Here is a 26,465-nt window from a genome sequence, read left to right as displayed (position 1 = left end):
TGTCGTGTGCGTGACAGTCGCATTTCGGCCCGGATCGGCGTCCGCATGGTGAAATCGGGCGACCTCGGTTAGCGTGATTCTCGCCACCCCTGATAGGGGTTGCGCTCAGATGAGCGGATCTTGAGCGGTTGCACTTCCTCAAGGGGTGGCACTGAGTGTCATCCCTTGATCGTTCATCGATCGAAAATCAGAAGTGTCGAGAGCTGCTCATGTGAGCATCAAACCCCCTCTACGGGCGTTGATGCCTTCAAGAAGTGAAAACATCGCCCGGTCGCCACTTGCCAAGGTTTGACTTTCGATCCGGTGGTGGGCGAGTGGTTACGGGCGCATGACGCGCAAGTGGACGTACCCAGACGCCTTTGATCTGGGTATGTTCCTCGCCGTCAGGGCAGCCACCGCGTCCTCGAGGAGTCGAGACCGTGTCGGAAAACAAAGATCGCCACGTAACAGAGAACGGCGTCGAGGGCATGAAGTTCGTTTACGACTTCACCGAAGGCAACAAGGACCTCAAGGATTTTCTCGGCGGCAAGGGCGCGAACCTCGCCGAGATGACCAACCTGGGCCTGCCGGTCCCTCCGGGCTTCACCATCACCACCGAGGCCTGCAAGGTCTACCTGGACAGCGGCGAGGAACCCCCGGCACTGCGTGACGAGGTGAGTGCGCACCTCGAGGCCCTCGAGAAGAAGATGGGCAAGAAGCTCGGCCAGCCCGACAACCCTCTGCTCGTCTCCGTCCGCTCCGGGGCCAAGTTCTCCATGCCCGGCATGATGGACACCGTCCTGAACATCGGGCTCTCCGACAAGTCCGTGCAGGGCCTGGCGAAGCAGGCCGGCGACGACCGCTTCGCGTGGGACTCCTACCGCCGGCTCATCCAGATGTTCGGCAAGACGGTCCTCGGCGTCGACGGCGAGCTCTTCGAGGACGCGCTGGAGGCGGCCAAGGAGGCCAAGAAGGTCGCCGACGACACCCAGCTCGACGCGGCCGACCTGAAGAAGCTGGTCACCAAGTTCAAGAAGATCGTCAAGACCGAGGCCGGGCGCGACTTCCCGCAGGACCCGCGCGAGCAGATGGACCTCGCCATCAAGGCGGTCTTCGACTCCTGGAACGGCGACCGCGCCAAGCTCTACCGCCGCCAGGAGCGCATCCCGCACGACCTCGGCACCGCGGTCAACGTCTGCTCGATGGTCTTCGGCAACCTCGGCCCCGACTCCGGCACGGGCGTCGCCTTCACCCGCGACCCCGCCTCCGGCCACCAGGGCGTCTACGGCGACTACCTGCAGAACGCGCAGGGCGAGGACGTGGTCGCGGGCATCCGCAACACCGTCCCGCTCGCGGAGCTGGAGAACATCGACAAGAAGTCGTACGACCAGCTGATGCAGATCATGGAGACGCTGGAGAACCACTACAAGGATCTCTGCGACATCGAGTTCACCATCGAGCGCGGCAAGCTGTGGATGCTGCAGACCCGCGTCGGCAAGCGCACGGCGGCCGCGGCCTTCCGTATCGCCACCCAGCTGGTGGACCAGGGTCTGATCGACGAGGCCGAGGCGCTGCAGCGGGTGACGGGCGCGCAGCTCGCGCAGCTGATGTTCCCCCGGTTCGACGAGAAGGCGAAGGTCCAGCAGGTCGCCCGCGGTATCGCGGCCTCGCCGGGCGCGGCGGTCGGCAAGGCGGTCTTCGACTCGTACACCGCGGTGAAGTGGTCCCGCTCCGGCGAGAAGGTCATCCTGGTCCGCCGCGAGACCAACCCCGACGACCTGGACGGCATGATCGCGGCCGAGGGCATCCTGACCTCGCGCGGCGGCAAGACCTCCCACGCGGCCGTCGTCGCGCGCGGCATGGGCAAGACCTGTGTGTGCGGTGCGGAGGAGCTGGAGGTCGACACCAAGCGCCGCCGGATGACGGTGCCGGGCGGGCAGGTCGTCGAGGAGGGCGACCTGATCTCCATCGACGGCTCGAGCGGCAAGGTGTACCTGGGTGAGGTCCCGGTCGTCCCGTCCCCGGTCGTGGAGTACTTCGAGGGGCGGATGCACGCGGGCGCCGACGACGCCGACGAGCTGGTCGAGGCGGTCCACCGGATCATGGCCTTCGCGGACCGCAAGCGCCGCCTGCGCGTCCGGGCCAACGCCGACAACGCCGAGGACGCGTTGCGCGCACGGCGCTTCGGCGCCCAGGGCATCGGTCTGTGCCGTACCGAGCACATGTTCCTCGGCGACCGGCGTGAGCTGGTGGAACGCCTGATCCTGGCGGACACGGAGGCGGAGCGCGAGGAGTCGCTCAAGCAGCTGCTGCCGCTGCAGAAGCAGGACTTCGTGGAACTCTTCGAGGCGATGGACGGCCTCCCGGTCACGGTCCGCCTGCTGGACCCGCCGCTGCACGAGTTCCTGCCGGACATCACCGAGCTGTCGGTCCGCGTGGCCCTCGCCGAGTCCCGTCAGGAGCCGCACGAGAACGAGCTGCGCCTGCTCCAGGCCGTGCACCGGCTGCACGAGCAGAACCCGATGCTCGGCCTGCGCGGCGTACGTCTCGGCCTGGTCATCCCCGGCCTGTTCACCATGCAGGTCCGGGCGATCGCGGAGGCGGCGGCCGAGCGCAAGGCGGCCAAGGGCGACCCGCGCGCCGAGGTCATGATCCCGCTCGTCGGCACGGTCCAGGAGCTGGAGATCGTCCGCGAGGAGGCCGACAAGGTCATCGCGGAGGTCGAGTCGGCGACGGGCACGGAGCTGAAGCTCGCGATCGGCACCATGATCGAGCTGCCCCGCGCCGCGCTGACGGCCGGTCAGATCGCGGAGGCCGCAGAGTTCTTCTCCTTCGGCACCAACGACCTCACGCAGACGGTGTGGGGCTTCAGCCGGGACGACGTGGAGGCGAGCTTCTTCACGGCATACCTGGAGAAGGGCATCTTCGGCGTCTCCCCGTTCGAGACGATCGACAAGGACGGCGTGGGCAAGCTGGTCCGCGACGCCGCGAAGGCGGGCCGCGCCACCCGCCCCGACCTCAAGCTCGGCGTCTGCGGCGAGCACGGCGGTGACCCGGAGTCGGTGCACTTCTTCCACGAGGTGGGCCTGGACTACGTCTCCTGCTCCCCCTTCCGCATCCCCGTGGCCCGCCTGGAGGCCGGCCGGGCGGCGTCGCAGTCGCAGGGAAGCGACCACCGGTAAGGCTTCGGACGGACCTTCGCCGAACGCCGGAACCACTGTCGGTCACCCCGACCCTCACCGACAGGGCAGCGGTTCCGGAGCACGGAGAGAGGGCGGCACCCCTGTGCGGGGGGTGCCGCCCTCTCGCGTGTCAGTAGAGGAAACGGTGCAGCGGAGCGGACTCGGTCAGCAGCATGGTCACGCGGTGGGCGAGCCGCTGCCATGCCTCCTCCTGGGCGTAGGAGAGCCGCACGTCGTCGCCCGTCCCGTCGCCGGCCGCCTCCAGCGCGGCGAGGAGGACGTCGGTGTCGGCGTCGGGCGTGAGGTCCACCATCGACAGCACACGCGCCAACGCACCGACCAGGCCGGCCGCGGACTCGCCCTCGGCGGACACGTCGCTGAGGAACGCGGCGACGCCGCCCGACTGCTGCGGTGATGCGACGAGGGCCCCGGACAGCTCACGCAGCAGTGCGTACAACAGGTCCGTCTCTTCGGTGGGCAGCCGGACGACGCGCAGACCCTCGTGCTCCCAGCGGCCGTTCGGCGTCCACACCCGCGGTCCGCGCGCCACCGCTTCGGCCAATGCCGCCCGGACGCGCCGGAAGGCGGCGAGTCCGCCCGCGAACAGCGCGTGATCACACCCGTCACGGGGAGCCCCGACCAGGGGGGTCAGCAAGTGCTGCTCCACCCGCTCGCATTGAGCGTCCAGTTCCGGATCCACGACGACGAGGCGAACTGACGTGCGCTGCTGGTGCTCCTGCTCCATGTCGAACACTCTGCCAGTCGGCTCTGACAACGGTCGTGGGGCGTCCCGCGGACTCGGCGCCCGGCGCAGTCCTCGTGGCCGGGCTGTGCGCGCGGCAGCGGCTGCATGACGCGTCCGCAGGTGCGACACATGTCCCAGATGTGTCGCAGTCCGCCGGTACGCCACCTGTGTGGGCGCGCCCGGTTCCTCGCGACGCGAGGAAGGCGGAGCCGGAGAAAAGGCGTCGCGCACGTGCCGTCCTTCCGCGCCCCGTCTCACACCGCGCCCCCACCCCGCCCCCGGAACCCTCACACCCACCCCCCGCCCCCGCTGAGGGCAGCGTTCCCCGTGGGAAACAGACGTGATGCGGCCGGGTAACGTCGGCACCGCACGCTCGACACATGACCTCGAATACGCGTGTGGTGGTGATCGGCGCCGGGCTCGCGGGCGTCCGTCTCGCCCGGCGGCTGGGCGAGCTGGGTGTGCCCGCCCTGGTCGTCGGCGAGGAGGAGCACCCCCCGTACAACCGCGTCCTGCTCGCGGACGTACTGGCCGGCCGCTACGCGCCCGAGGTGATCTCCCTCCCGGCCCCCGAGCGCCTCGTCCGTGCCCGGGTCACCCGGATCGACCGGGCGGCCCGCGAGATCCACTGCGCGGACGGCGCGGTGATCGCATACGACACGCTCGTCCTCGCCACCGGCTCGAACCCCGTCCTGCCGCCCCTGCGCGGCCTGCTCACCCCGGACCGGCCCGAGCTGCCCGAGGGCGTCCACGCGTTCCGCACGATGGACGACTGCCTGGGCCTCGCCAAGGCCGTCCGCGCGGGTCTGCGCGCGGTCGTCATCGGCGGCGGGCTCCTCGGTGTCTCCGCCGCCCGCGCGCTCGCCGCCCGTGGCGCCCAGGTCGTCCTGGCCCAGCAGGCCGAGCGACTGATGGAGCGCCAGCTCGACCCGTCGGCGTCCAAGCTGGTGCGCCGCCACCTCACCGACCTCGGCGTCGAGGTCCACACCGAGACCCGGGTGCGCGGCGTGTGCACCCTCGGCGGCGCCGTCCGCACCGTCGAGATGGCCGACGGCTACGCCCTCGACACCGACCTCGTCGTCCTGGCCTGCGGCGTCCACCCCCGGGTGGGCCTCGCCCAGGACGCGGGCCTCGCCGTCCACAAGGGCATCCTCGTCGACGACGAACTGCGCACCTCCGACCCGCACATCCGGGCCATCGGCGACTGCGCCCAGCACGACGGCACGGTGTACGGACTCGCCACCCCCGCTCTCGAACAGGCCGAGGCGCTGGCCGAGTCCCTGGCCGGAGACCCGGACTCCCGCTACACCGGCACCCGCTCCCTGACCCGGCTCACCCTGGCCGGGCACGACTTCCTCGACCTCGCCGCCTTCGGCGAGACCGAGCCCCGCCCCGGCGACGACGTCGTTCAGCTCACCGACGCCACCCGCGGCACCTACAGGAAGGTCGTCGTCCGCGACGACCGCCTGGTCGGCGGCGTACTCGTCGGCGAACTCGGCACCGTCGGCGCGCTCGCCCGCGCCTGGGAGGGAGCAGAGCCGCTCCCCACGGACGGTGCCCCGCTGCTCCACCTGCTCACCAATGATGGAGGCTCCTGATGTCCACGGACACCACCCCCACGATCGTGCTCGTCGGCCATGGCATGGTCGGCCAGCGCTTCCTCGAAGCGCTCGCCGAGCGCGGCCTGACCGCCACGCACCGGGTGGTCGTGCTGTGCGAGGAGCCTCGCCCCGCCTACGACCGTGTCCAGCTCACCTCGTACTTCTCGGGCACCACGCCCGACGAGCTGTCCATGACCGACATGGAGTTCATCGCCACGCACGGCATCGAACTGCACATCGGCGACCCGGCCGAGACCATCGACCGAGAGGGGAAGACGGTCACCGCCCGCTCCGGACTGACGGTCGCGTACGACACCCTCGTCCTCGCCACCGGCTCCTACCCCTTCGTCCCGCCGGTCCCCGGCAAGGACGCCGAAGGCTGTTTCGTCTACCGCACCATCGAGGACCTTCTCGCCATCGAGGAGTACGCGAAGACGAAGGCGACGACGGGCGCGGTGGTCGGCGGCGGCCTGCTCGGTCTCGAAGCGGCCGGCGCGCTCAAGGGCCTCGGTCTGAACACGCACATCGTGGAGTTCGCGCCGCGTCTGATGCCCGTGCAGGTCGACGAGGGCGGCGGCGCCGCGCTGCTGCGCACGATCGAGGACATGGGCCTGACCGTGCACACCGGCACGGGCACCCAGGAGATCGTGGTCGGTGAGGACGGCTCCGTCACCGGCATGAAGCTCTCCGACGGCTCCGAACTCGCCACGGACATGGTGGTGTTCTCGGCCGGTGTCCGCCCCCGCGACCAGCTCGCCCGCGACTGCGGTCTGGCGGTCGGCGAGCGTGGCGGCATCACCGTCGACGAGCAGTGCCGCACGGTCACCGACCCGCACGTGTTCGCCATCGGCGAGTGCGCGCTCGCGGCGGACGGCCGGGTGTACGGCCTCGTCGCCCCCGGTTACGAGCAGGCCGAGACGGCAGCCGCGACGATCGCCGCCGACGAGGCGGAGTTCACCGGCGCCGACCTGTCCACCAAGCTGAAGCTGCTCGGCGTCGATGTGGCCTCCTTCGGCGACGCACACGGCACCACCGAGGACTGCCTCGACGTCGTCTACTCCGACTCGCGCTCGGGTCTGTACAAGAAGCTGGTCATCGGCCGCGACGGCACGCTGCTCGGCGGCATCCTGGTCGGCGACGCGGAGGCGTACGGCACGCTGAAGGCCTTCACCGGTTCGGTCCCGCCCGTCTCGCCCGAGTCGCTGGTGCTGCCCGCAGGCGCCGGGGAGTCCGCCCAGCTCGGCCCGACCGCGCTGCCGGACGACGCGATCATCTGCTCCTGCAACAACGTCACCAAGGGCACGATCCGCGGCGCGGTCACCGAGCACAAGTGCACCACCGTTCCCGAGGTGAAGAAGTGCACCAAGGCCGGAACGACGTGCGGCAGTTGTGTCAAGGTGCTGGGCCAGCTGGTCGACGCCGAACTCGAGGCGAGCGGCGTCGAGGTCGACAAGGGCCTGTGCGGCTGCTTCTCGCAGACCCGCGAGGAGCTGTACGAGATCGTCCTCGCCCTGCGCATCAACACCTACCAGGACCTGCTCGACCGCTACGGCCGCGAGGAGGCCCGGGGCGGCGACGGCTGCGAGGTCTGCAAGCCCGCCGTCGCCTCGATCATCGCCTCCCTCGCCCCGACGATCGGCGCGAGCGGCTACGTCCTGGACGGGGAGCAGGCCGCGCTGCAGGACAGCAACGACCACTTCCTGGCCAACCTGCAGAAGAACGGCTCCTACTCGGTCGTGCCGCGCATCCCCGGCGGTGAGATCACCCCGGAGAAGCTGATCGTGATCGGCGAGATCGCCCGGGACTTCGGCCTGTACACGAAGATCACCGGCGGTCAGCGGATCGACCTGTTCGGTGCGCGCGTCGAGCAGCTCCCGCTGATCTGGGCGCGGCTGGTGGACGCCGGCTTCGAGTCCGGCCACGCCTACGGCAAGGCGCTGCGCACGGTGAAGTCCTGCGTGGGCTCCACCTGGTGCCGCTACGGCGTCCAGGACTCCGTCCGCATGGCGATCGACCTGGAGCTGCGCTACCGGGGCCTGCGCTCCCCGCACAAGCTGAAGTCGGCCGTCTCCGGCTGCGCCCGCGAGTGCGCCGAGGCCCAGTCGAAGGACTTCGGCGTCATCGCCACCGCGAACGGCTGGAACCTCTACGTCGGCGGCAACGGCGGCGCCACCCCGCGCCACGCGGACCTCCTCGCCCAGGACCTGTCCGACGCCGAGCTGATCCGCCTCATCGACCGGTTCCTGATGTTCTACATCCGCACCGCCGACCGTCTGGAGCGCACCTCGGTGTGGCTGGAGCGGATCCCCGGCGGCCTGGACCACGTGCGCGACGTGGTCGTCCACGACTCGCTCGGCATCTGCGACGAACTGGAGGCCCTGATGGCCGCGCACGTCGCGAACTACCGCGACGAGTGGGCCGAGACCATCAACGACCCCGAGAAGCTGGCCCGGTTCGTGTCCTTCGTCAACGCGCCGGACACCCCCGACCCGGTCGTCGGCTTCGTCCCCGAGCGCGACCAGATCAAGCCCGACCTGCCGCTGCTCACCATCGGCACGCGACCCCTGGAAGGAAGCGCCCAGCGATGACCCTGGCACTCGAGACCACCGACCTGAAGATCGAGCTCCGTATCGACGAGGACACCTGGCTCCCGGTCTGCGACATGAGCACGCTGACCCCGGGCCGTGGCGTCGCGGCGCTGCTGCCGGACGGCCGCCAGGTCGCGCTCTTCCGGGACCGCTCGGGCCGGCTGTACGGCATCGACAACCGGGACCCCTTCGGCGGCGCCGCGGTCCTCTCCCGGGGCCTGACCGGCACCCACCAGGGCCGCGCCTTCGTCGCCTCGCCGCTGTTGAAGCAGCGCTTCGACCTGGAGTCCGGCCAGTGCCTGGACGACGAGACGGTCCGGGTGACGGCATACGAGGTACGGGCCGCCTGAGGACGGCGCCGAGGAACCCTGCCGCTGTCCGCCGGGCCGGTCACAGGCCCGGCGGCGGCGCCGTCGGCAACCTCGGCAGACCCTCGTGCAACCTCAGAAGACCCTCATATGGATGGACGGGCCACCGACCCCGTCCCTAGGGTCACGATCATGCCCGACATCTCGCTGACCTTGGTCGCCGCCCTGTGCCTCGCCGCGCTCGCGGCCGGCTGGATCGACGCCGTGGTCGGAGGTGGCGGGCTGCTGCTGCTTCCCGTACTGCTGCTGGGGCTGCCCGCCGGCACCCCGGCGTCGTACGCGCTCGGCACCAACAAGGCCGTCGCGATCGTCGGGACGACGGGGGCGGCCGTGACGTACGCGCGCCGGACACCGGTCGACGTGGGCACGGCCGTACGGATCGGGCTCGCGGCGCTCGCCGGGTCCACGGCCGGGGCGTTCGTGGCCGCCGGGCTGAGCACCGACGTCCTCAAGCCGGTCGTCATGGTGGTGCTGCTCGGCGTCGGCGCCTTCGTGCTCCTGCGCCCCGCCTTCGGCACCGCCCCCTCCACCGCGCCGGTCTCCGCACGCCGGGTGCTCGCCGCGATCGGGCTCGCGGGCCTCGGCATCGGCTTCTACGACGGCCTCATCGGCCCCGGCACCGGCACCTTCCTCGTCCTGGCGCTCACCGCGGTGCTGCACCTGGACCTGGTGACCGCCTCCGCCACCGCGAAGATCGTCAACTGCTGCACCAACGCGGGCGCGCTCGCCACGTTCGCGTGGAAGGGCACGGTGTTCTGGCAGCTGGCGGTGGTGATGGCCGGCTTCAACCTGGTCGGCGGCATGATCGGGGCGCGGACGGCGCTGAAGCGGGGCAGCGGGTTCGTGCGGATCGTGCTGCTGACGGTGGTGTTCGCCCTGGTCGCGAACCTGGCGTACGAGCAGTGGCTGGCCTGAGTGAGCGGTGGGTGCGGCAGATGGCCCGGGCGGTTCAGCGGCTGCCCGTCAGGTGGGCGAAGACGACCACGTTGCCCTGGTAGCCCGTCGCCTTCGAGTAGCCGCCGCCGCACGTGATCACCCGTAGCTCCGGGCGCCCCGCCGCGCCGTACACCTTGTCGTCGGGGAAGTTCCGCGCGGCGTAGACCTCGACCGCGTCCACGGTGAAGACGGCGGTCGAGCCGTCGCGGCGGCCGATCTCGATCGTGCTGCCCTTGCTCAGTGCGCCGAGGTCGTAGAAGACCGCCGGGCCCCGGGTGTTGTCGACGTGCCCGGCGACGATCGCGGTGCCGGTCTCGCCGGGCATGGTGCCCGCCTCGTACCAGCCGGCGAGGTTCTTGTCGTCGGCGGGCGGGACGTCCAGGCTGCCCGCACCGGTCAGCCTCAGGCCCATCAGCGGGGCGTCCACATGGATCGAGGGTATGCGGATGCGGTCGGGCGGGGAGGGCGGCAGCGCGGGCGCGGCGGAGCCCTCGCGGTCCGGGTCCAGGGCGCCCTGGGCGGCCGAGGGCTGAGGCGGAGCGTCGCTCTTGTAGGCGCTGTGCAGCAGCCAGGCGCCGGAGCAGAGGGAGACCACCGTGACGGACGCTATCGCCGCGTTACCGACCTTGTGCACACCAAGCTCCTTCCGGGAGGGCGGGACCCCCGGACCCCCTCCGGGCCGCGAGGGGCAGTCGGACCCGGAGAGGGATGGGGAGGGCGGTACCGGCGACGGACAGCGGAGGTGTCCGTCACATCCCGTCGCCTCTCAGTCGGCGATGCAGGAGCCAGGTACCGCCCGCGGCGGCGACGGCGAGTGCCGTCACACCGGCCGCGGTCCGCATGGGGTCGGGGCCGAGTGCGCCGCCGACCCCCGTCTTCACGCTTCCTCGCGGACGCGTCTGATCCTTGGCCGCGCTGAGGGTGACCGTCAGGTCGCCGGTCACCCTGGCCCGCCGGCCTGCGGAGCACGTGGCGACGATCTCGTACGTCCCCGGCTGCGCGCCGGGCGGCACCCGGAACCGGCCGATCGCGTCCTGCTCGTGCGTACTGGGCGCGAGCGTGAACGTGCCGCCGCCGACCGCCGTGGCGTCGCCCGCCGCGGAGCCGTCCGCGCCGCACGCCGCCGTGTTGACGGTGACCTCGCTCCCGGGCACGGCCATGGAGGGGAAGACCTCCAGCCTCCCGGTCTCACCGCCGTACGCGGGCGCCGCGGCGAGCCCCGCGACGGCGAGGGCGAGCGCGGTGCCGGTCAGCGAACGGGCCGTACGTCGCATCGTGGTGCTCCTCGGGCGGGACACGGCCCGCGGCATCACCGGCGTGCCGCTGTGTCGGTCGTGTCCCCGCACTGTCGAGGAAAAGGGCGGCGGGCCGCCACCGCTCGCTGACGATGCGTCAGAAATACGGTGAACGGGTGCCGGACGAGGGCGGCAGCGGCGGCATGTGGCCAGGTCAGGGGCGCAGAGGCGGCGAGTGCGGGAAGAACACCCGAGGGTGAACGGGGGTGGTGAACAGGGGTGGTGAACGGGTGACCGGTCCGGTACATGGCGTTGTCCGTCCTGGCGGACGGACGGCACCTCGGTGACCGGCAGCCCGGCCCCCTCGGGGAACTGCCCGGCGACCGGCCGGCGCACCGGCGCGGTGTCCACGTCCAGTTCGTCGGCGTGTATCTTCGCGGCGGGCATCGCTCCCCGGCGGGGGACGGCGGTCGGGTGCCGCAGCGTGGGCAGGGCGGCACCCGACCGCCGCCGTGTTTCCTCAGCCGACGTTCACGGCGCTCCAGGCCGCCGCCACCGCGTTGTACTCCGTGCTGCCCGCCCCGTACAGGTCCTTCGCCGCGTTCAGCGTCGCCGTGCGGGCGCCCGCGTAGTTCGTGGAGGACGTCATGTAGACCGTCAGCGCCCGGTACCAGATCTTGCCGAGCTTGTCCCGGCCGATGCCCGTCACCGTGGAGCCGTCGCAGGTGGGGGAGTCGTAGCCGACGCCGTTGAGGGTCTTGGCGCCGCTGCCCTCCGCGAGGAGGTACGCGAAGTGGTTCGCGACGCCGGACGAGTAGTGCACGTCCAGCTTGCCCACCGAACTGCTCCAGCAGTCCGCCGAGTTGCCGTCCTTGGACGGCTTGTCCATGTAGCGCAGCGCCGACTTGCCGAAGCCCGAGCGGACGATCTTCTCGCCGATCAGGTAGTCGCCGGGGTCGGAGGCGTTGTTCGCGTACCACTCCACCAGCGTCCCGAAAATGTCGGACGTGGCCTCGTTCAGCCCACCCGACTCCCCGGAGTACGCCAGCGCCGCCGTCTTCGACGTCACGCCGTGCGTCATCTCGTGCCCGGCCACGTCCAGCGCCACCAGCGGCCCGAGCGTCGTGCCGTCACCGTCGCCGTACGTCATGCAGAAGCAGTTGTCGTCCCAGAAGGCGTTGTTGTAGTTCGTGCCGTAGTGGACGCGGTTGTAGGAGCCCTTTCCGTCACCCGCGATGCCGCTGCGGCCGTGCACGTTCTTGTAGTAGTCCCAGGTCACGTCGGTGCCGTACTGCGCGTCCACCGCCGCCGAGGAGCGGTCCGACACCGTGCCCGAACCCCAGTGGTTGTCGGAGTCGGTGAAGAGGGTCGCGGGGGCGCGGCTGACGCAGACGGTGGTGAGGAAGCACAGGTCGGTCTTGTTCTCGGCGTCACCGGTGTACGTGTCGCCCCTCGTGGGGTCCTTGAGCTGGTACGCCGACCCGGACTGCGTCGTCTGAAGCGGAACCGTGCCGCTGTAGAGGGACTTGCCGTCACCGGTCGCCGTCTCGATGCTGTCCCATGCGTCGATCTGCCGCCCGGTGCCGGCGTCCGTGACCACGGTGCGCGCGACCGGGTTGCCGAGCGTGTCCTGCCCGGTGACCTGGGTGCGCCAGGCCAGCCGTGGCGCGCCGTGCAGCGCGTCGACGACCAGCTGCGGCCTGGCGGTCAGGTGCTTGAGCAACTCCCCGGCGTTGGCGGCCCGCAGCGCGGCGGTGGCGAGGTCGGCGGCCTCGGGGGCCTTCACGGCCGGAGTGACGGTCGGCAGGGAAACGGCGCGCCGGGTGGCCCGGTCGGCGCTGCGGTACGACCCGTCGGGCGCCAGATGGAGCACGAAGTCCCCGCCGAGAACGGGTAGCTGACGGTACGTCCGGTCGTAGCGCACATGCCGGCTGCCGTCCGGGTCCACGACGACGTCTCGTACGCTCGTGCCCTGTGCCGGTGTCAGGCCCAGGCGGGCGGCCTCGCGCACCAGCACCGCCGCGGCGTCGCGGATCACGGTGGACCGGCCGGGTCTGGCGGCCGCGTCGGCGGCGGGGGCCGGGGCGAGCGCCGCGGCCAACAGGGCGGCGGCGGTCGCGGCGGTGCCGGCCGCGGTGAGACGGGAACCTCGGGCAGGCCGTATCCGGCTCATCGGTCTCCTAGGGAAGGCGCCCGGGGGCGCGTGGGGAGGGCAGGGGCGGGGAACCCCCTGGCGTCCCTCTGATTGAAGGGTTCAGGACATGTCATGTCCATGGGGCCGCTGGGGAGATGTGTGAGGGGGAAGAATCGGTTCTGTGAGACTGCCGTTCTTCGTCTACGGGACGCTGCGCCCGGGGGAGCACAACCACGCCCTCTTCCTGCGCGGCCGCACCGGCTCCGAGGAGCCGGGCCGGCTGCGCGGCGCGGTGCTGTACGAAGGGCCCGGCTACCCCTACGCGGTGGCGGACGAGGACGGCGGCACGGTCACCGGCGAGATCGTCACCCCGCGGCCCGGGGCGTACGACGATCTGCTCATGCTGCTGGACCGCCTCGAGGAGTTCGTGCCGGGGGATCCGCGCAGCCTGTACGAGCGGGTGCAGCGGGAGGTGACCGCCGCGGACGGCAGGACCGTATGGGCCTGGGTGTACCTGGCCGCACCCGCCGTCGCGGCCCGGCTGCGGAGGCGGGGCAAGCTGATCGAGAGCGGGGACTGGCTGAGTCGTCGGACTCCGGAAACGTCGGGCTGAGGACCCGCAGTCCACGGTGAGTCGGGTACGCCGCGGGAGCGCCGTGCGGGCCCTGGCATACCAGCGGTTCGTGAAGCCGGAACTGGGGCGCTGTCACGCGGGACGCGGGCCGTGATCCTCGTGCTGCCGATGCCGTTGGTGCATTGCCGCCGGTGGTTCGAGGCGGCCCGCGCGGGCTGCCGGGTAGGCGGTGCACTCGGTGCGACAGTTCTCGGCAAACCGTCGCACTGTGCGCCCGGGTGGCCCACGGGGCGCCCAGAAGACAGCCGCTGCGCCGCGCTCGACCGTCGGGAGCACCCTGACACGCAGCCGTGCGTCGCTCGTGTGGGCGACCGCCCCGTGCGCCCCCACTCACCGGCGCGCCGCCGCGCCTAGGGTCCCGGCCATGACCGACAGCGACCTCACCCGACGGCGTGCGCTCGCGCTGGGCGGTGCCGCCGCCAGTGCCGTTCTCGGACTGGGGACCAGCGCCTGCTCCTCGCGGCACCGACACGCGCCGGACGCCCACAAGGCACCCGATGCCGAACTGTGCGTGCTCAACCCGAGCGTCACACAAGGGCCGTACCACCTCGCCGACGCGCCCTTCCGCAAGGACATCACGGAGGGCAAGGAAGGGGTCCCGCTCACCGTACGGCTCACCGTGCGCGACCAGCCCCACGCCTGCGCCCTCCTGAAGGACGCCGCCGTCGAGATCTGGCAGTGCGACGCCTGGGGCTACCACTCCGGCTTCCCCCACGTGCCCCCGGGCGGTAGCGCACCCGCCGAGAGCCACGTCAGCGGCATCGCCCCCATGACGTACCTGCGCGGCTTCCAGACCACCGGTGCCGACGGCGTCGCCGAGTTCACGACGATCTTCCCCGGCTGGTACACGGGGCGCGCCCCGCACCTCCACGTCAGGGTGCACACCGGCGGCAAGAAGACCGCCGGCACCTACAAGGGCGGCAGGGTCAACTGGACCGGGCAGCTCTTCCTCCCCGACAGCGACGCCGACGCGGTGTACGCGAAGGCCCCGTACACCCGGCACACCGGCACCCGGACCCGGCTCGCGCACGACCCGGTCTACCGCGGGGGAGGCGCCAGGGACGGGCTGATGACGGTCACCGGGGACGCCGGGACGGGCCTCGTGGCGACCCTGACCGTCGGTATCGACTCCACCCGGGAGGACCCCGGAGCGGGCGGCTCACCCGCCTCCCCCCTGCCGGGCAGCGCGTCGGCCGACGGCTCGCCACCGCCGGACAGCGCGGCGAGCGCATCCCGTACGCCCACCTCCGACCTCACTCCGCGGAGCCCTGACCCAAGCGCTCCAGCCGTACCGCGCACACCTTGAACTCGGGCATGCGGGAGGTGGGATCGAGGGCCGGGTTGGTCAGCGTGTTGGCGCGGCCCTCGCCCGGCCAGTGGAACGGCATGAAGACGGTGTCGGGCCGAATGGCACGGCTGATCCGGGCGGGCGCGACGGCCCGGCCCCGCCGCGACACCACCGCGACCGCGTCGCCCTCCGCCGCGCCGAGCCGCTCCGCCAACCGCGGGTGCATCTCCACGAAAGGCCCGGGCGCGGCGGCGTTCAGCTCCGCGACGCGCCGCGTCTGCGCCCCGGACTGGTACTGCGCCACGACCCGTCCGGTGGTCAGCAGTACCGGGTACGCGTCGTCGGGCTCCTCGGCGACCGCCCGGTAGGACACGGCGGCGAACCGGGCCCGGCCGTCCTCCGTGGCGAAACGGTCGAGGAAGAGACGGGGGGTGCCGGGGTGGACGCCGGGCGCCCGTTCGCCGGAGGGGTCCGCCGGGACCTCATGGTCCGCCGGGTCGTCGGGGAGCACGCCCAGCGAGGCTTCGGGCCTCCGCGCTCCCCCAAGCTCTTCGAGCAGGGGGGACCCCCACACCCCCTCGTCACCGGCGCGCCCCTCCGGCTCCGCGCTGTCGGCCGATGCCGGACACGGCCAGAACACCCCGTTCTCGTCCGCCAGCCTGCGGTAGGTGATGCCCGAGTAGTCCGCCGGACCGCCCGCGCTGGCGCGGCGCAGCTCCTCGAAGACCTCTTCCGGGTCCGTGGGGAAACCCTTCTCCACGCCCAGGCGGGCGGCCAGTTCGCCCAGGACCTCCAGGTCGCTGCGCACCCCGGGCGGCGGGGCCAGCGCGCGGCGGCGCAGCAGGACCCGGCCCTCCAGGTTGGTCGTCGTGCCCGTCTCCTCCGCCCACTGCGTCACCGGCAGTACCACGTCCGCCAGCTCCGCCGTCTCGGAGAGGACCACATCGCACACCGCGAGGAAGTCCAGCGAGCGCAGCCGGTCCTCGATGTGCGCGGCGCGCGGGGCCGACACCACCGGGTTGGAGCCCATGAGCAGCAGCGTGCGGATGTCCGTGCCGAGGGCGTCGAGGAGTTCGTAGGCGCTGCGGCCCGGGCCCGGCAGCGAGTCCGGGTCCACGCCCCACACCGCCGCCACGTGCCGGCGCGCCGCCGGGTCGGTCAGCTTGCGGTAGCCGGGCAGCTGGTCGGCCTTCTGGCCGTGCTCCCGGCCGCCCTGCCCGTTGCCCTGTCCGGTCAGACACCCGTAGCCGGACAGGGGACGGCCCGCGCGGCCGGTGGCCAGGCACAGGTTGATCCACGCGCTCACCGTGTCCGTGCCCTTGGACTGCTGCTCGGGCCCGCGCGCGGTCAGCACCATCGCGTTCTCCGGCGCGCAGAACAGCCGCACGGCCTCCCGGAGCTGCGGAACGGACACCCCCGTGATCCGCTCCACATACTCCGGCCAGTGCGCCATCGCCGCCGCCCGCGCCTCCTCCCAGCCGCTGGTGCGCTCCCGGATGTATTCCTCGTCCGTGCGCCCCTCGGCGACCACCAGGTGCAGCAGACCGAGCGCCAGCGCGAGGTCCGTGCCCGGGCGCGGCGCCAGGTGCAGATCCGCCTGCTCGGCCGTCCGCGTCCGCCGCGGGTCGACGACGATCAGCGTCCCGCCGTTCTCCTTCAGCTCCGTCAGGTACCGCAGCGCCGGCGGCATCGTCTCGGCGAGGTTGGAGCCGACGAGGATCACGCATCCGGTCTTCGGGATGTCCTCCAGCGGGAACGGCAGCCCCCGGTCGAGCCCGAACGCCTTCGTCCCCGCGGCCGCCGCGGACGACATGCAGAACCGCCCGTTGTAGTCGATCTGCGAGGTGCCGAGCACCACCCGGGCGAACTTCCCGAGCGTGTACGCCTTCTCGTTCGTCAGCCCGCCCCCGCCGAACACGCCGAGCGCGTCCGGCCCGTGCTCCGCCCGCGCGCGCGACAACGCCCCGGCGATACGGTCCAGCGCCTCCTCCCAGGTGGCAGGCTTGAGCTCGCCCCCGGACCGCACGAGCGGCGACGTCAGCCGCACCCGTGAGGACAGCACCTCCGGCGCCGTACGGCCCTTGCCGCACAGAGCGCCCCGGTTCACCGGGAAGTCGGCACGCTCGGCCACCTCGACGCCTCCCTCGGGCGTGGGCTTGAGGTTCATCCCGCACTGCAGGGCGCAGTACGGGCAGTGCGTGGGCGTCGAGGTGGTCTGCATGCCGCTCAGCGTGCGTCGGGCGTGTTACACGGCGGGGCGCTGCCGGTTACACGGCCGGGACCAGGACCTCCCCGCCGGGCCCGGGGCGGCGTGAGGTCCGCAGACCGGCTCTGCTACTGCCGGTTCAGCGAGCGTGTCACGCCCGCCGCGATCGTCGTCGCCAGCACCCAGCCGGTGGCGATCAGCAGATACGACAGCCACTGGTACCAGCCGCGCGGTGCGTACGCCTGCTCCTGCCCGAAGTCGATGATCGGCAGCAGCAGGTCCAGGGTGTAGAACAGCGGGTTGAAGGCGGGCGCCTCGGAGGGCTTCAGCGCGGGCGGACGGTGCAGCGCGAAGGCGAGCGTGCCGGTGCACAGCAGCACCAGCAGCCAGGCCGCGGCCCGCATCGGGCGGAAGCCGTAGCCGACGGCGGCGTCCTGCACCCAGCCCCACAGCCGGGCGTACCGCGGCAGGGTGCGGCGGTGCCGGCGCAGTTTGGCCAGCTGGACGGTGCGCGCGGCGGCTTCGTCGCCCACCGTGCGGTAGGCCGTGGTCAACTGCTCGTACGGGTACGGGAGGTACCCCAGCTCCTCGCGTTCCAGCAGCGGCAGGCGCTGCTCGGCCGGAAGGTGCGGAGTCAGGACGCGATAGCTGCACGCGTCGAGCCTGACCCGGTCGGGCCACACCTCGGGCGGCACGTGCAGCAGCTCCAGCTGGGCCCCGCGCAGATTGACGGCGCCCTCGACGGGCGCCGCGTCGCGCAGCCACAGCTCGCCGACGACGCAGCTGCTGGCGCGCAGAGCCTGTCCGCCCGGGTTGGACAGACGGGCGTGGGCGAGGTTGAGCTGGCGCGGAATGCGGGCACCGGCGAGATTGACCCGGCCACGGGTGCGCAGCCGCATGGCGTGCAGGTCGGTCCCGACCGCCAGGACCTCGGCGTGCAGGGCGGTGGCGCCCGGGGCGTACAGCTGCGCGTCGTTCAGGTTGACCTGGCCGGCGACCGTGGCCCCGTTCATGTGCACCCGGCCGTGTGCGACCAGGCCGACGGCCAGGACGTCCGTGCCCACGTCCGCGTGGTTGAGCTGGAGGACGGGCTCCTCGGGGGTCTCCCCGGGGCGGCCCAGCTGCGCCGCGTTCGCGAAGAACGCCCCGGAGAGCTTCGCGCCGGCAAGCCGTACCGGACCGGTGATGCGGCAGCAGGTGATCCGTACGACGCCTTCGGCGCGCAGGCTCCCCGCGGTCAGCCCGGGCAGCACCGAGTCGTTCAGGACCAGGGCGCCGATGTGTGCCCCGTACAGGTCGGGCGCCTCCTCGAAGTGGCACTGCCGCAGCCGGACGGGGTGGCCGACCGTGCCGTACTTGAGGTCCAGCCGGCCGGTGACACGCGCGCCCCACACCTTCAGCCCGGCGATCCGCCCGTCCCGCACCGGCCCGTCCAGCAGCAGCGCCCGCAGCACCTCGGCCCGCAGCGTCCGCTCGGGACCCCATGAGCCGCCCTGCGCGGGATCGTCGTCGGGGTCCTCCCGGAAGTCGACCCCCTCACCGAGCGGGAAGGCCTCCCACACGCGGCGCTCGGCAGGCGTCAGATCCGTGATCTCCACGCTCACCCCCGGGCCCCCGCCAGCGCCTTCGCGACCCCCTGCTCCTTCGGTCCGAGGAACGTCGGGTCCGGGTGGAAGAGCGCGTCCAGGGCCGCCTTGCCCGCCGCGAAGACCTCCCGGGTGCCGCCGTAGTACCAGGTCACGTCGTGCTTGTCCTCCACCCCGACGCCGTACGACGTCACGCCCGCCGCCTGGCACAGGGCGACCGCGCGGCGGATGTGGAAGCCCTGGCTGACCAGGACGGCCCGGTCGACGCCGAAGATCTTCTTCGCCCGGACACAGGAGTCCCAGGTGTCGAAGCCGGCGTAGTCGGTCACGACCCGCTCGCGCGGTACGCCGTGCCGCGCAAGGTAGGCGCGCATCGCGTCCGGCTCGTCGTAGTCCTCGCGGCTGTTGTCCCCGGTGACCAGGACGACCTTGATCCGGCCCGCCCGGTACAGGCTTGCCGCCGCGTCCAGGCGATGGGCGAGGTACGGCGACGGCTCGCCGCCCCACAGGCCCGCGCCGAAGACGACGGCGACCTCGGTGCGCGGCACGTCCGCGGTGGTGCGCAGCCGGCCGGCCGTGGTCAGGTACAACCAGGTGGCCGGCAGCAGCGCCAGTACGCACAGCGCGGCCAGGACCTGAACGGCCCTGCGCTGTCCGGCGCGCGTGCGCGGCAGCCTCGGTCTGCGGATCTTCATGCCCGGCATGCCAAGAGGGACGCGGCGAACGGCCATCCGGTTCGCGCACCCCTCGCGATCCCCCTCACACCCTCCGCGCCCGCGCCGTGAAGCGACGGAAAACAACCCGGTCACGGCCGCGCAACGGCGCGGCAACCTGCTGCCGCCAGGATCGGTGCATGACGGCGTCGAACCTTCCACCCGACGAGTCCCCCCTGCGCCCCGGCGGCCGGCCGCCCGGTGGCGCCCACCTCGACAGTACGGCGCAGCTCATGAACCGGATCACCAGCCAGCTCGGCAGCCAGCTCAGCCTCGTCTCGCTCGACGGCAGCCGGCGTCCCGCCCCGCCCGCGCTCGTCCTCGTGGCGCACGGCAGCCGCGACCCGCGCGCCCTGGCGACGGTGCGGACCCTCATGGAACGGGTCCGCGAGCTGCGCCCGCACCTGCCGGTGCGCCTCGGGCACATCGAGCTGAACGAGCCGCTGCTGCCCGACACCCTCGCCTCCCTCGGCGACGCCGACGCCGTCCTCGTACCGCTGCTGCTCAGCCGCGGCTACCACGTCAAGCAGGACATCCCCGAGGCGGCGGCAGCGGCGCGTGCCCGCACGCGCGTGGCGGCCCCGCTCGGCCCGCACCCGCTCCTCGTGGAGACCCTGTACGCCAGGCTGGTCGAGGCGGGCTGGCCGGCCGGCATGAGCGACGCCCGGCGCCGCACCAGCGCGGTGGTGCTGGCCGCCGCCGGCTCCCGCGACCCCGAATCCGCCCTCGACACCCGCCGCACCGCCCAGCTCCTCGCCGAACGCCTCGGTGTCCCCGTCGTCCCCGCCTACGCCTCCGCCGCCGCGCCCACCGTGCCCCAGGCGGTCCGCGCGCTGGCCGCCCGCGGACGCCACCGGGTCGCCGTCGCCTCCTACTTCACCGCCCCCGGCCGCTTCCACACGGAGTGCGCCGAGGCCGCCCCCTGGATCGCGGCGGCCCCTCTCGGCGACCACGCGGCGATGGCCCGGCTGGTCCTGCACCGCTACGACCAGGCCCTCGCGGCCCCGGAGGCGGCCACGGAACCCGCGCTGGCATCGGCCTGAAGCCCGCCTGACGCTCCGGCGAGAAACGGACGACGGCATCCCGATTGTCCGTCGCTGCGATTACTGTCAGGTCATGGACGGGATCGCACCGAAGGCCCACGAGACCACCCCCACACGCTGCGAGAACGGCTCGGCGTACGACGCCTCGGACATCGAGCGCTGGGCCGCCGAGCCCGACAAACGCCCCGGCCGCACCGCCTTCCAGCGCGACCGCGCCCGCGTGCTGCACTCGGCCGCGCTGCGCCGTCTGGCGGGCAAGACCCAGGTCGTCACCCCCGGCACCAGGAGCGAAGCCTGGGACGCCAGCCCCCGCACCCGGCTCACCCACTCGCTGGAATGCGCCCAGGTCGGCCGGGAGCTCGGCGCCGCCCTCGGCTGCGACCCCGACCTGGTGGAGGCCGCCTGCCTCTCCCACGACCTCGGCCACCCGCCGTTCGGGCACAACGGCGAACAGGCGCTGAACGAGTTCGCTCACGACTGCGGGGGCTTCGAGGGCAACGCCCAGTCCCTGCGCCTGCTCGCCCGCATCGAGCCCAAGCGGTTCGTCCGCAGCGTCTGCACCGGCGAGGTCGTCAGCGTCGGCCTCAACCTCACCCGCGCCGTCCTCGACGCCGCCACCAAGTACCCCTGGCCGCGCGGCGCCCACCCCACCGACCCCGCCTCCGCGAAGTTCGGCGTCTACGAGGACGACCGCCCCGTCTTCGACTGGTTCCGCAAGGGCGCCCCCGGCCACCGCACCTGCTTCGAGGCCCAGGTCATGGACTGGTCCGACGACGTGGCCTACTCCGTGCACGACTTCGAGGACGGGCTGCACGCCGGGTACATCGCCCCCGGCAGCCTGCACGCCGAGCCGGAGCGGCAGGCGGTCTTCGCCGTCGCCCTCGGCCGGTACGTGCCCGCGGACAGCGACCCAGAGGAACTGGCCGAAGCCCTCGACCGGCTCCTCGCCCAGCAGTGGTGGCCACGCGAATACGACGGCTCCGCCATCGCCCAGGGCCGCCTCAAGGACGCCACCAGCCAGCTCATCGGCCGCTTCTGCCTGGCGGCGGAGGGCGCCACCCGGGCGGCGTACGGCAGCGGGCGCCTGACCAGATACGCCGCGGAGCTGGTCGTACCGCGCAGCACCCGCATGGAGTGCGCGGTCCTCAAGGCGGTCGCCGACCTGTACGTGATGCAGCGCGCCGAGCAGGAGCGGATCCGCGCCGACCAGCGCGTCGTCGTCGCCGAACTGGCCGAGGCGCTCACCGCCCGCGCGCCCGACGGGCTGGACCCGCAGTTCCGGGCGCTGTTCGACGAGGCCACCGACGACCGCGCCCGCAAGCGGGTGATCGTCGACCAGATCGCCTCGCTCACCGACGCCTCGGCCGGCCACCTGCACGCGCGGCTGACGGGGCGCGCATGACCCGCACACGGCCCCTCCATGACCGTACATGACGGGGGCACGTGACGGCCGGTCGTGCCCTTCCGTGGCCTGATCGGGGCACTCCCTCTTCCCGCAGCCCGCTTCCGTGCGGGAGGCTCGCAAGTGGCGACATCCTTACGAGGAGGCATCAAGTGGTCGACGCGGATCAGACATTCGTCATCGTCGGAGGAGGTCTCGCCGGCGCCAAGGCGGCCGAGACGCTCCGAGCGGAGGGCTTCAGCGGCCGCGTGATACTGATCTGCGACGAACGCGACCACCCGTACGAACGGCCTCCCCTCTCCAAGGGCTACCTGCTCGGCAAGGAGGAGCGCGACAGCGTCTTCGTCCACGAGCCCTCCTGGTACGCGCGCAACGACATCGAGCTGCACCTCGGTCAGAGCGTCGACGCCATCGACCGCGCCGCGAAGACGGTCCGCCTCGGCGACGACGGCACGCTCGTCCACTACGACAAGCTGCTCCTCGTGACCGGCGCCGAGCCCCGCCGCCTGGACATCCCCGGCACGGACCTCGCGGGCGTCCACCACCTGCGCCGGCTCGCCCACGCCGAGCGCCTCAAGGGCGTCCTCACCGCCCTCGGCCGGGACAACGGCCACATCGTGATCGCGGGCGCCGGCTGGATCGGTCTCGAGGTCGCGGCGGCGGCACGCGAGTACGGTGCGGAGGTCACCGTCATCCAGTCCGCGCCGACCCCGCTGCACCACGTCCTCGGCCCCGAGCTGGGCGAGCTGTTCGCGGAGCTGCACCGCGACCACGGGGTCCGCTTCCACTTCGGCGTGCGGCTCACCGAGATCATCGGCCAGGACGGCATGGTGCTGGCCGCCCGCACCGACGACGGCGAGGAGCACCCCGCGCACGACGTGCTCGCCGCGATCGGCGCGGCCCCCAGGGTCGCTCTCGCGGAGGCGGCCGGGCTGGAGCTGGCCGACCCCGCGCACGGAGGCGGTATCGCGGTGGACGCCGCTCTGCGCACCTCCGACCCCGACATCTACGCGGCCGGTGACGTGGCGTCCTTCCACCACCCCCTCTTCGGCACCCGGCTGCGCGTCGAACACTGGGCGAACGCCCTGAACGGCGGCCCGGCCGCCGCCCGCGCGATGCTCGGGCGCGAGGTGACGTACGACAGGGTGCCGTACTTCTTCTCCGACCAGTACGACGTGGGGATGGAGTACTCGGGGTGGGCGCCGCCCGGGACGTACGACGAGGTGGTCATCCGCGGCGACGCAGGCAAGCGGCACTTCATCGCCTTCTGGCTGAAGGAGGGCAGGGTGCTGGCCGGGATGAACGTCAATGTGTGGGATGTCACGGACCGCATCCAGAAGCTGATCCGGGAGCGGACCGTGGTGGACCCGGAGGCGTTGTCGGACCCGGGGGTGCCGCTGGAGAGCCTGGCCCCGTGAGACGACGGGCGCCGTCCACTGTCCGGCGGTCCGGACCCCCGGCCGGGTCCGGGCCGGCTCGCCCCAGGCGTGTCGGTTCTGCCCCGTAGAATTCACGCGTGGCAGGACGGATCAACGACGAGGACGTGAAAGCGGTACGGGACGCCGTCCCGATCGACGCCGTCGTGTCCGAGTACCTCCAGCTGCGCAACGCCGGCGGGGGAAACCTGAAGGGGCTGTGCCCCTTCCATGACGAGAAGTCGCCGTCCTTCCAGGTCAGCCCCGCCAAGGGGCTGTTCCACTGCTTCGGCTGCCAGGAGGGCGGCGACACCATCACCTTCGTGATGAAGGTCGACCACCTCTCGTTCTCGGAGGCGGTCGAGCGCCTGGCCGCCCGGGCCGGTATCACGCTGCGGTACGAGGAGGGCGGGTACAACCCCACCCACCAGCGCGGCGAACGCATCCGCCTGGTGGAGGCCCACCAGCTGGCCGCCCAGTGGTACGCCGAGCAGCTCGACGCGAGCCCGGAGGCCGAGGCGGGGCGGAAGTTCCTGGCCGAGCGCGGCTTCGACCAGGCCGCCGCCGTGCACTTCGGCGTCGGCTACAGCCCGCAGGGCTGGGACCATCTCACCCGCTACCTGCGCGGCAAGGGCTTCAGCGACAAGGAGCTGATCCTCTCCGGCCTGTCGCAGGAGGGCCGCCGGGGCCCCATCGACCGCTTCCGCGGCCGGCTGATGTGGCCGATCCGGGACATCGGCGGCGACGTGGTCGGTTTCGGCGCCCGCAAGCTCTACGAGGCGGACACCGGACCGAAGTACCTGAACACCCCCGAAACGGCGATCTACCGGAAGTCCCAGGTGCTGTACGGCATCGACCTGGCCAAGAAGGAGATCGCGAAGACCAGCCGGGCCGTGGTCGTCGAGGGCTACACGGACGTCATGGCCTGCCACCTCGCGGGCGTCACCACGGCCATCGCGACCTGCGGCACGGCCTTCGGCGGCGAGCACATCAAGATCCTGCGGCGGCTGCTGATGGACAACGGCAGCGCGCGTGTCATCTTCACCTTCGACGGCGACGCGGCCGGCCAGAAGGCGGCCCTGCGCGCCTTCGAGGACGACCAGAAGTTCGCCGCCGAGACGTACATCGCGATCGCGCCGGACGGCATGGACCCCTGCGACCTGCGGCTCGCCAAGGGCGACGAGGCGGTCGCGGACCTGGCGGAGCCGCGTACGCCGCTCTTCGAGTTCGCGCTGCGCCAGATCGTCGGCCGCTACGACCTGGAGACCCCGGCGGGCCGGGCGGCCGCGCTGGACGAGGCGGCGCCGGTCGTGGCCCGCATCAAGAACACCGGCGCACAGCACGAGGTGGCGGTCCAGCTCGCAGGCATGCTCGGCATCCTGGACACGCAGTTCGTGGTCAAGCGGGTGGCGCAGCTGGCCCGTTGGGCGCGCGACCGGGGCGGCAGGGGCCCGGCGCCGACGGGACCGCGCCCGGCGGAGCGCTACGAGGCGGCGCCCCGCCCGGCCGCCTCCGGCCCGGCGCTCACCCTTCGCAACCCGGTCTACGCGACCGAGCGTGAGCTGCTGAAACTCGCCCTCCAGCGGCCGGAGTTGGTGTCACCCGCGTTCGACGCCTACGGGGTCGACGAGTTCACGGCGGCGCCGTACGCGGCCGTACGGCAGGCGATCATGGAGGCGGGCGGGGCGGAGTGGGGCGCGCAGGACCCGCAGGAGTACCTGGTCCGGGTCCGCGAGGCGGCGCCCGACGACACGGTGCGCGCGATGGTCACGGAACTGGCCGTCGAGGCGATCATGCGCAGGACGGTGGACGAGGTGTACGCGGGCATGGTCCTGGTCACGGTCCGCCGCCGCGCGGTCGAACGCCGGATCCGCGACATCCAGTCCACCCTGACCCGCCTGGGCACGCACGGCGATCCCGCCCAACTGGCCGCCGTGCAGAACGAGCTGTGGGTACTCCAGCAGTACGACCAGGCGCTGCGGGAGCGAGGGGCGGCCGCACTGTAGGCGGCGTACCGCACACCCGTGCGGCAGCGTAACCACCCGGTCACGGACCGGACTCAAAAAGTGGGCGCACAACCCTCGTGGCGGTGATGTGTCGTACTCCACACTGGGTTCCGGTGCCTGAGTCCTCGGAGCGCGGCCGGCCCGCCCACGGCGGCGGGTCCGACACCCCCGCGGTTCCGCTCACCGACGTACCGCTGCCGCACGCCTGAAGCAGCGACATCCCTGGAGGTCGCCCCCGTGCAGACCCAGACCCTCACCCAACCGGACATCCTGAACGACGAGCCGGACGCGGAGGCCGACGTCCTCCCGGCGGTCCCGCCGCAGAACCGGCTCGCCCACCACCCCGAGACGGAGGCCGAGCCCGAGCCACCGGGACCGTCCGAGCTCGAGGAGCCGCTCGAACCCGTCGAAGCAGCTGAACCCGCTGAACCCGTCGAAGCCCTGCGCGACCGTGCCGACACCGGTGGCCCCTCATCCGATCTGTTCCGCCAGTATCTGCGCGAGATCGGCCGCATCCCGCTGCTGACGGCCGCCGAGGAGGTCGAACTCGCCCGCCGCGTCGAAGCCGGCCTGTTCGCCGAGGAGAAGCTCCTCAACACCCCCGACCTGGACACCCGGCTCGCGCTCGACCTGGACCGGCTCGTCGTCATGGGGCGCATGGCCAAGCGGCGGCTGATCGAGGCCAATCTGCGTCTCGTCGTCTCCGTCGCCAAGCGGTACGTCGGCCGCGGGCTGACCATGCTGGACCTCGTGCAGGAGGGGAACCTCGGTCTGATCAGGGCCGTCGAGAAGTTCGACTACGCCCGCGGCTACAAGTTCTCCACGTACGCGACCTGGTGGATCCGACAGGCCATGTCCCGCGCCCTCGCCGACCAGGCCCGCACCATCCGTGTCCCGGTCCACGTCGTCGAGCTGATCAACCGGGTCATCCGCGTCCAGCGCCGCATGCTCCAGGAACGCGGCTACGAGCCGACCCCGGAAGAGGTCGCGGCACATCTGGAGCTGCCCGGCGAGCGGGTCAGCGAGGTGCTGCGGCTCGCCCAGGAGCCCGTCTCCCTGCACGCCCCCGTGGGCGAGGAGGACGATGTGGCCCTCGGCGACCTCATCGAGGACGGCGACGCCACCAGCCCGGTGGAGTCCGCTGCGTTCCTGCTGCTCAGGGAGCACCTGGAAGCGGTCCTGTCCACGCTGGGGGAGAGGGAGCGCAAGGTCGTGCAGCTGCGGTACGGACTCGTCGACGGCCGCCCCCGCACCCTGGAGGAGATAGGGCGGATCTTCGGCGTCACCCGCGAACGCATCCGCCAGATCGAGTCCAAGACGCTGAACAAGCTCCGGGACCACGCCTTCGCGGACCAGCTGAGGGGCTACCTGGACTAGGACCTGTCTCTCGGATCAGCTCGGCGT

General features: G+C 72.2%; 19 protein-coding genes. 12 read left to right on the top strand and 7 right to left on the bottom strand.

Going from position 1 to position 26,465, the window contains the following annotated elements; translation table 11 throughout:
• Window positions 1-467: 467 nt before the first annotated feature.
• Entirely contained in the window at window positions 468-3,161 is a 2,694-nt protein-coding gene (gene ppdK, locus C3488_RS05990) for a pyruvate, phosphate dikinase (protein WP_103838252.1), read from the top strand.
• A gap of 130 nt (window positions 3,162-3,291) precedes the next feature.
• Here the strand turns inward: ppdK and C3488_RS05985 are convergent, their stop codons facing one another.
• Window positions 3,292-3,906, bottom strand: a complete 615-nt coding sequence (locus C3488_RS05985) for a hypothetical protein (protein WP_103838326.1) — start codon at window positions 3,904-3,906, stop codon at window positions 3,292-3,294.
• A 380-nt stretch (window positions 3,907-4,286) separates the two neighbouring features.
• On the opposite strand from C3488_RS05985, the gene C3488_RS05980 reads away from it, so the two are divergent.
• The 4 genes from C3488_RS05980 to C3488_RS05965 all read left to right on the top strand — a co-directional run bounded on the left by C3488_RS05980 (window position 4,287) and on the right by C3488_RS05965 (window position 9,378).
• A complete protein-coding gene (locus C3488_RS05980) occupies window positions 4,287-5,504 on the top strand; it encodes an NAD(P)/FAD-dependent oxidoreductase (RefSeq protein WP_103838251.1) in 1,218 nt (405 codons plus the stop codon).
• Window positions 5,504-8,095 carry a nitrite reductase large subunit NirB gene (gene nirB, locus C3488_RS05975; protein ID WP_103838250.1) on the top strand — a complete coding sequence of 864 codons (2,592 nt, stop codon included), beginning with the start codon at window positions 5,504-5,506 and terminating at the stop codon, window positions 8,093-8,095. Before C3488_RS05980 ends, nirB begins: the two co-directional genes overlap by 1 nt.
• Window positions 8,092-8,445: a nitrite reductase small subunit NirD gene (nirD, locus tag C3488_RS05970; RefSeq protein WP_103838249.1), complete on the top strand. Its 354-nt coding sequence runs from the start codon at window positions 8,092-8,094 to the stop codon at window positions 8,443-8,445. The genes nirB and nirD overlap by 4 nt, the downstream gene beginning before the upstream one ends.
• 150 nt (window positions 8,446-8,595) lie before the next feature.
• Entirely contained in the window at window positions 8,596-9,378 is a 783-nt protein-coding gene (locus C3488_RS05965) for a TSUP family transporter (protein WP_103838248.1), read from the top strand.
• 34 nt (window positions 9,379-9,412) lie between these two features.
• On the opposite strand, the gene C3488_RS05960 is transcribed toward C3488_RS05965, so the two are convergent.
• The 3 genes from C3488_RS05960 to C3488_RS05950 all read right to left on the bottom strand — a co-directional run bounded on the left by C3488_RS05960 (window position 9,413) and on the right by C3488_RS05950 (window position 12,807).
• A complete protein-coding gene (locus C3488_RS05960) occupies window positions 9,413-10,033 on the bottom strand; it encodes a class F sortase (protein ID WP_103838247.1) in 621 nt (206 codons plus the stop codon).
• Between the two features lie 115 nt (window positions 10,034-10,148).
• Window positions 10,149-10,673 (bottom strand): hypothetical protein, encoded by a 525-nt coding sequence (locus C3488_RS05955; RefSeq protein ID WP_103838246.1) that lies wholly within the window; start codon window positions 10,671-10,673, stop codon window positions 10,149-10,151.
• A 481-nt stretch (window positions 10,674-11,154) separates the two neighbouring features.
• Window positions 11,155-12,807 carry a M4 family metallopeptidase gene (locus tag C3488_RS05950; protein ID WP_103838245.1) on the bottom strand — a complete coding sequence of 551 codons (1,653 nt, stop codon included), beginning with the start codon at window positions 12,805-12,807 and terminating at the stop codon, window positions 11,155-11,157.
• 142 nt (window positions 12,808-12,949) lie between these two features.
• Here C3488_RS05950 and C3488_RS05945 point away from each other — a divergent pair, with 142 nt between their 5' ends.
• Window positions 12,950-13,381: a gamma-glutamylcyclotransferase family protein gene (locus C3488_RS05945; RefSeq protein ID WP_103838244.1), complete on the top strand. Its 432-nt coding sequence runs from the start codon at window positions 12,950-12,952 to the stop codon at window positions 13,379-13,381.
• A 385-nt stretch (window positions 13,382-13,766) separates the two neighbouring features.
• Window positions 13,767-14,708, top strand: coding sequence for an intradiol ring-cleavage dioxygenase (locus C3488_RS05940; RefSeq protein WP_258053301.1), 942 nt, complete (start codon window positions 13,767-13,769; stop codon window positions 14,706-14,708).
• On the opposite strand, the gene C3488_RS05935 is transcribed toward C3488_RS05940, so the two are convergent.
• The 3 genes from C3488_RS05935 to C3488_RS05925 form a co-directional block, all read right to left on the bottom strand.
• Window positions 14,656-16,911 (bottom strand): molybdopterin oxidoreductase family protein, encoded by a 2,256-nt coding sequence (locus C3488_RS05935; protein WP_103838242.1) that lies wholly within the window; start codon window positions 16,909-16,911, stop codon window positions 14,656-14,658. The genes C3488_RS05940 and C3488_RS05935 overlap by 53 nt on opposite strands.
• 113 nt (window positions 16,912-17,024) lie before the next feature.
• Window positions 17,025-18,494: a membrane-associated oxidoreductase gene (locus C3488_RS05930; protein WP_103838241.1), complete on the bottom strand. Its 1,470-nt coding sequence runs from the start codon at window positions 18,492-18,494 to the stop codon at window positions 17,025-17,027.
• 2 nt (window positions 18,495-18,496) lie between these two features.
• Complete coding sequence (locus tag C3488_RS05925) at window positions 18,497-19,186, bottom strand: vancomycin high temperature exclusion protein (protein WP_103838240.1); 690 nt, start codon at window positions 19,184-19,186, stop codon at window positions 18,497-18,499.
• A gap of 149 nt (window positions 19,187-19,335) precedes the next feature.
• Here C3488_RS05925 and C3488_RS05920 point away from each other — a divergent pair, with 149 nt between their 5' ends.
• The 5 genes from C3488_RS05920 (at window position 19,336) to C3488_RS05900 (ending at window position 26,438) form a co-directional block, all read left to right on the top strand.
• Window positions 19,336-20,238, top strand: coding sequence for a sirohydrochlorin chelatase (locus tag C3488_RS05920; protein ID WP_103838239.1), 903 nt, complete (start codon window positions 19,336-19,338; stop codon window positions 20,236-20,238).
• Between the two features lie 73 nt (window positions 20,239-20,311).
• Window positions 20,312-21,640 (top strand): deoxyguanosinetriphosphate triphosphohydrolase, encoded by a 1,329-nt coding sequence (locus tag C3488_RS05915; RefSeq protein ID WP_103838238.1) that lies wholly within the window; start codon window positions 20,312-20,314, stop codon window positions 21,638-21,640.
• Window positions 21,641-21,792: 152 nt separating this feature from the next.
• Window positions 21,793-23,058, top strand: a complete 1,266-nt coding sequence (locus tag C3488_RS05910) for an NAD(P)/FAD-dependent oxidoreductase (RefSeq protein WP_103838237.1) — start codon at window positions 21,793-21,795, stop codon at window positions 23,056-23,058.
• A gap of 98 nt (window positions 23,059-23,156) precedes the next feature.
• Window positions 23,157-25,061 carry a DNA primase gene (gene dnaG / locus C3488_RS05905; protein WP_103838236.1) on the top strand — a complete coding sequence of 635 codons (1,905 nt, stop codon included), beginning with the start codon at window positions 23,157-23,159 and terminating at the stop codon, window positions 25,059-25,061.
• 237 nt (window positions 25,062-25,298) lie between these two features.
• A complete protein-coding gene (locus C3488_RS05900; protein WP_103838235.1) occupies window positions 25,299-26,438 on the top strand; it encodes an RNA polymerase sigma factor in 1,140 nt (379 codons plus the stop codon).
• The last annotated feature ends 27 nt before the right edge of the window (window positions 26,439-26,465 follow it).

The sequence above is a fragment of the Streptomyces sp. Ru72 genome (genome assembly GCF_002920635.1).
Lineage (GTDB): Bacteria > Actinomycetota > Actinomycetes > Streptomycetales > Streptomycetaceae > Streptomyces.
Note: the sequence above shows the minus strand (reverse complement) of the source record. Positions and strands in the feature narration are given on the sequence as shown.

Coding starts and splice junctions, on each gene's coding strand:
- C3488_RS05935 (WP_103838242.1), bottom strand. CDS start 16,911: ATGCAGACCACCTCGACGCCCACGCACTGCCCGTACTGCGCCCTGCAG.
- ppdK (WP_103838252.1), top strand. CDS start 468: ATGAAGTTCGTTTACGACTTCACCGAAGGCAACAAGGACCTCAAGGAT.
- nirD (WP_103838249.1), top strand. CDS start 8,092: ATGACCCTGGCACTCGAGACCACCGACCTGAAGATCGAGCTCCGTATC.
- C3488_RS05950 (WP_103838245.1), bottom strand. CDS start 12,807: ATGAGCCGGATACGGCCTGCCCGAGGTTCCCGTCTCACCGCGGCCGGC.
- C3488_RS05920 (WP_103838239.1), top strand. CDS start 19,336: ATGACGGCGTCGAACCTTCCACCCGACGAGTCCCCCCTGCGCCCCGGC.
- C3488_RS05915 (WP_103838238.1), top strand. CDS start 20,312: ATGGACGGGATCGCACCGAAGGCCCACGAGACCACCCCCACACGCTGC.
- nirB (WP_103838250.1), top strand. CDS start 5,504: ATGTCCACGGACACCACCCCCACGATCGTGCTCGTCGGCCATGGCATG.
- C3488_RS05980 (WP_103838251.1), top strand. CDS start 4,287: ATGACCTCGAATACGCGTGTGGTGGTGATCGGCGCCGGGCTCGCGGGC.
- C3488_RS05965 (WP_103838248.1), top strand. CDS start 8,596: ATGCCCGACATCTCGCTGACCTTGGTCGCCGCCCTGTGCCTCGCCGCG.
- C3488_RS05940 (WP_258053301.1), top strand. CDS start 13,767: ATGACCGACAGCGACCTCACCCGACGGCGTGCGCTCGCGCTGGGCGGT.
- C3488_RS05985 (WP_103838326.1), bottom strand. CDS start 3,906: ATGGAGCAGGAGCACCAGCAGCGCACGTCAGTTCGCCTCGTCGTCGTG.
- C3488_RS05955 (WP_103838246.1), bottom strand. CDS start 10,673: ATGCGACGTACGGCCCGTTCGCTGACCGGCACCGCGCTCGCCCTCGCC.
- C3488_RS05925 (WP_103838240.1), bottom strand. CDS start 19,186: ATGCCGGGCATGAAGATCCGCAGACCGAGGCTGCCGCGCACGCGCGCC.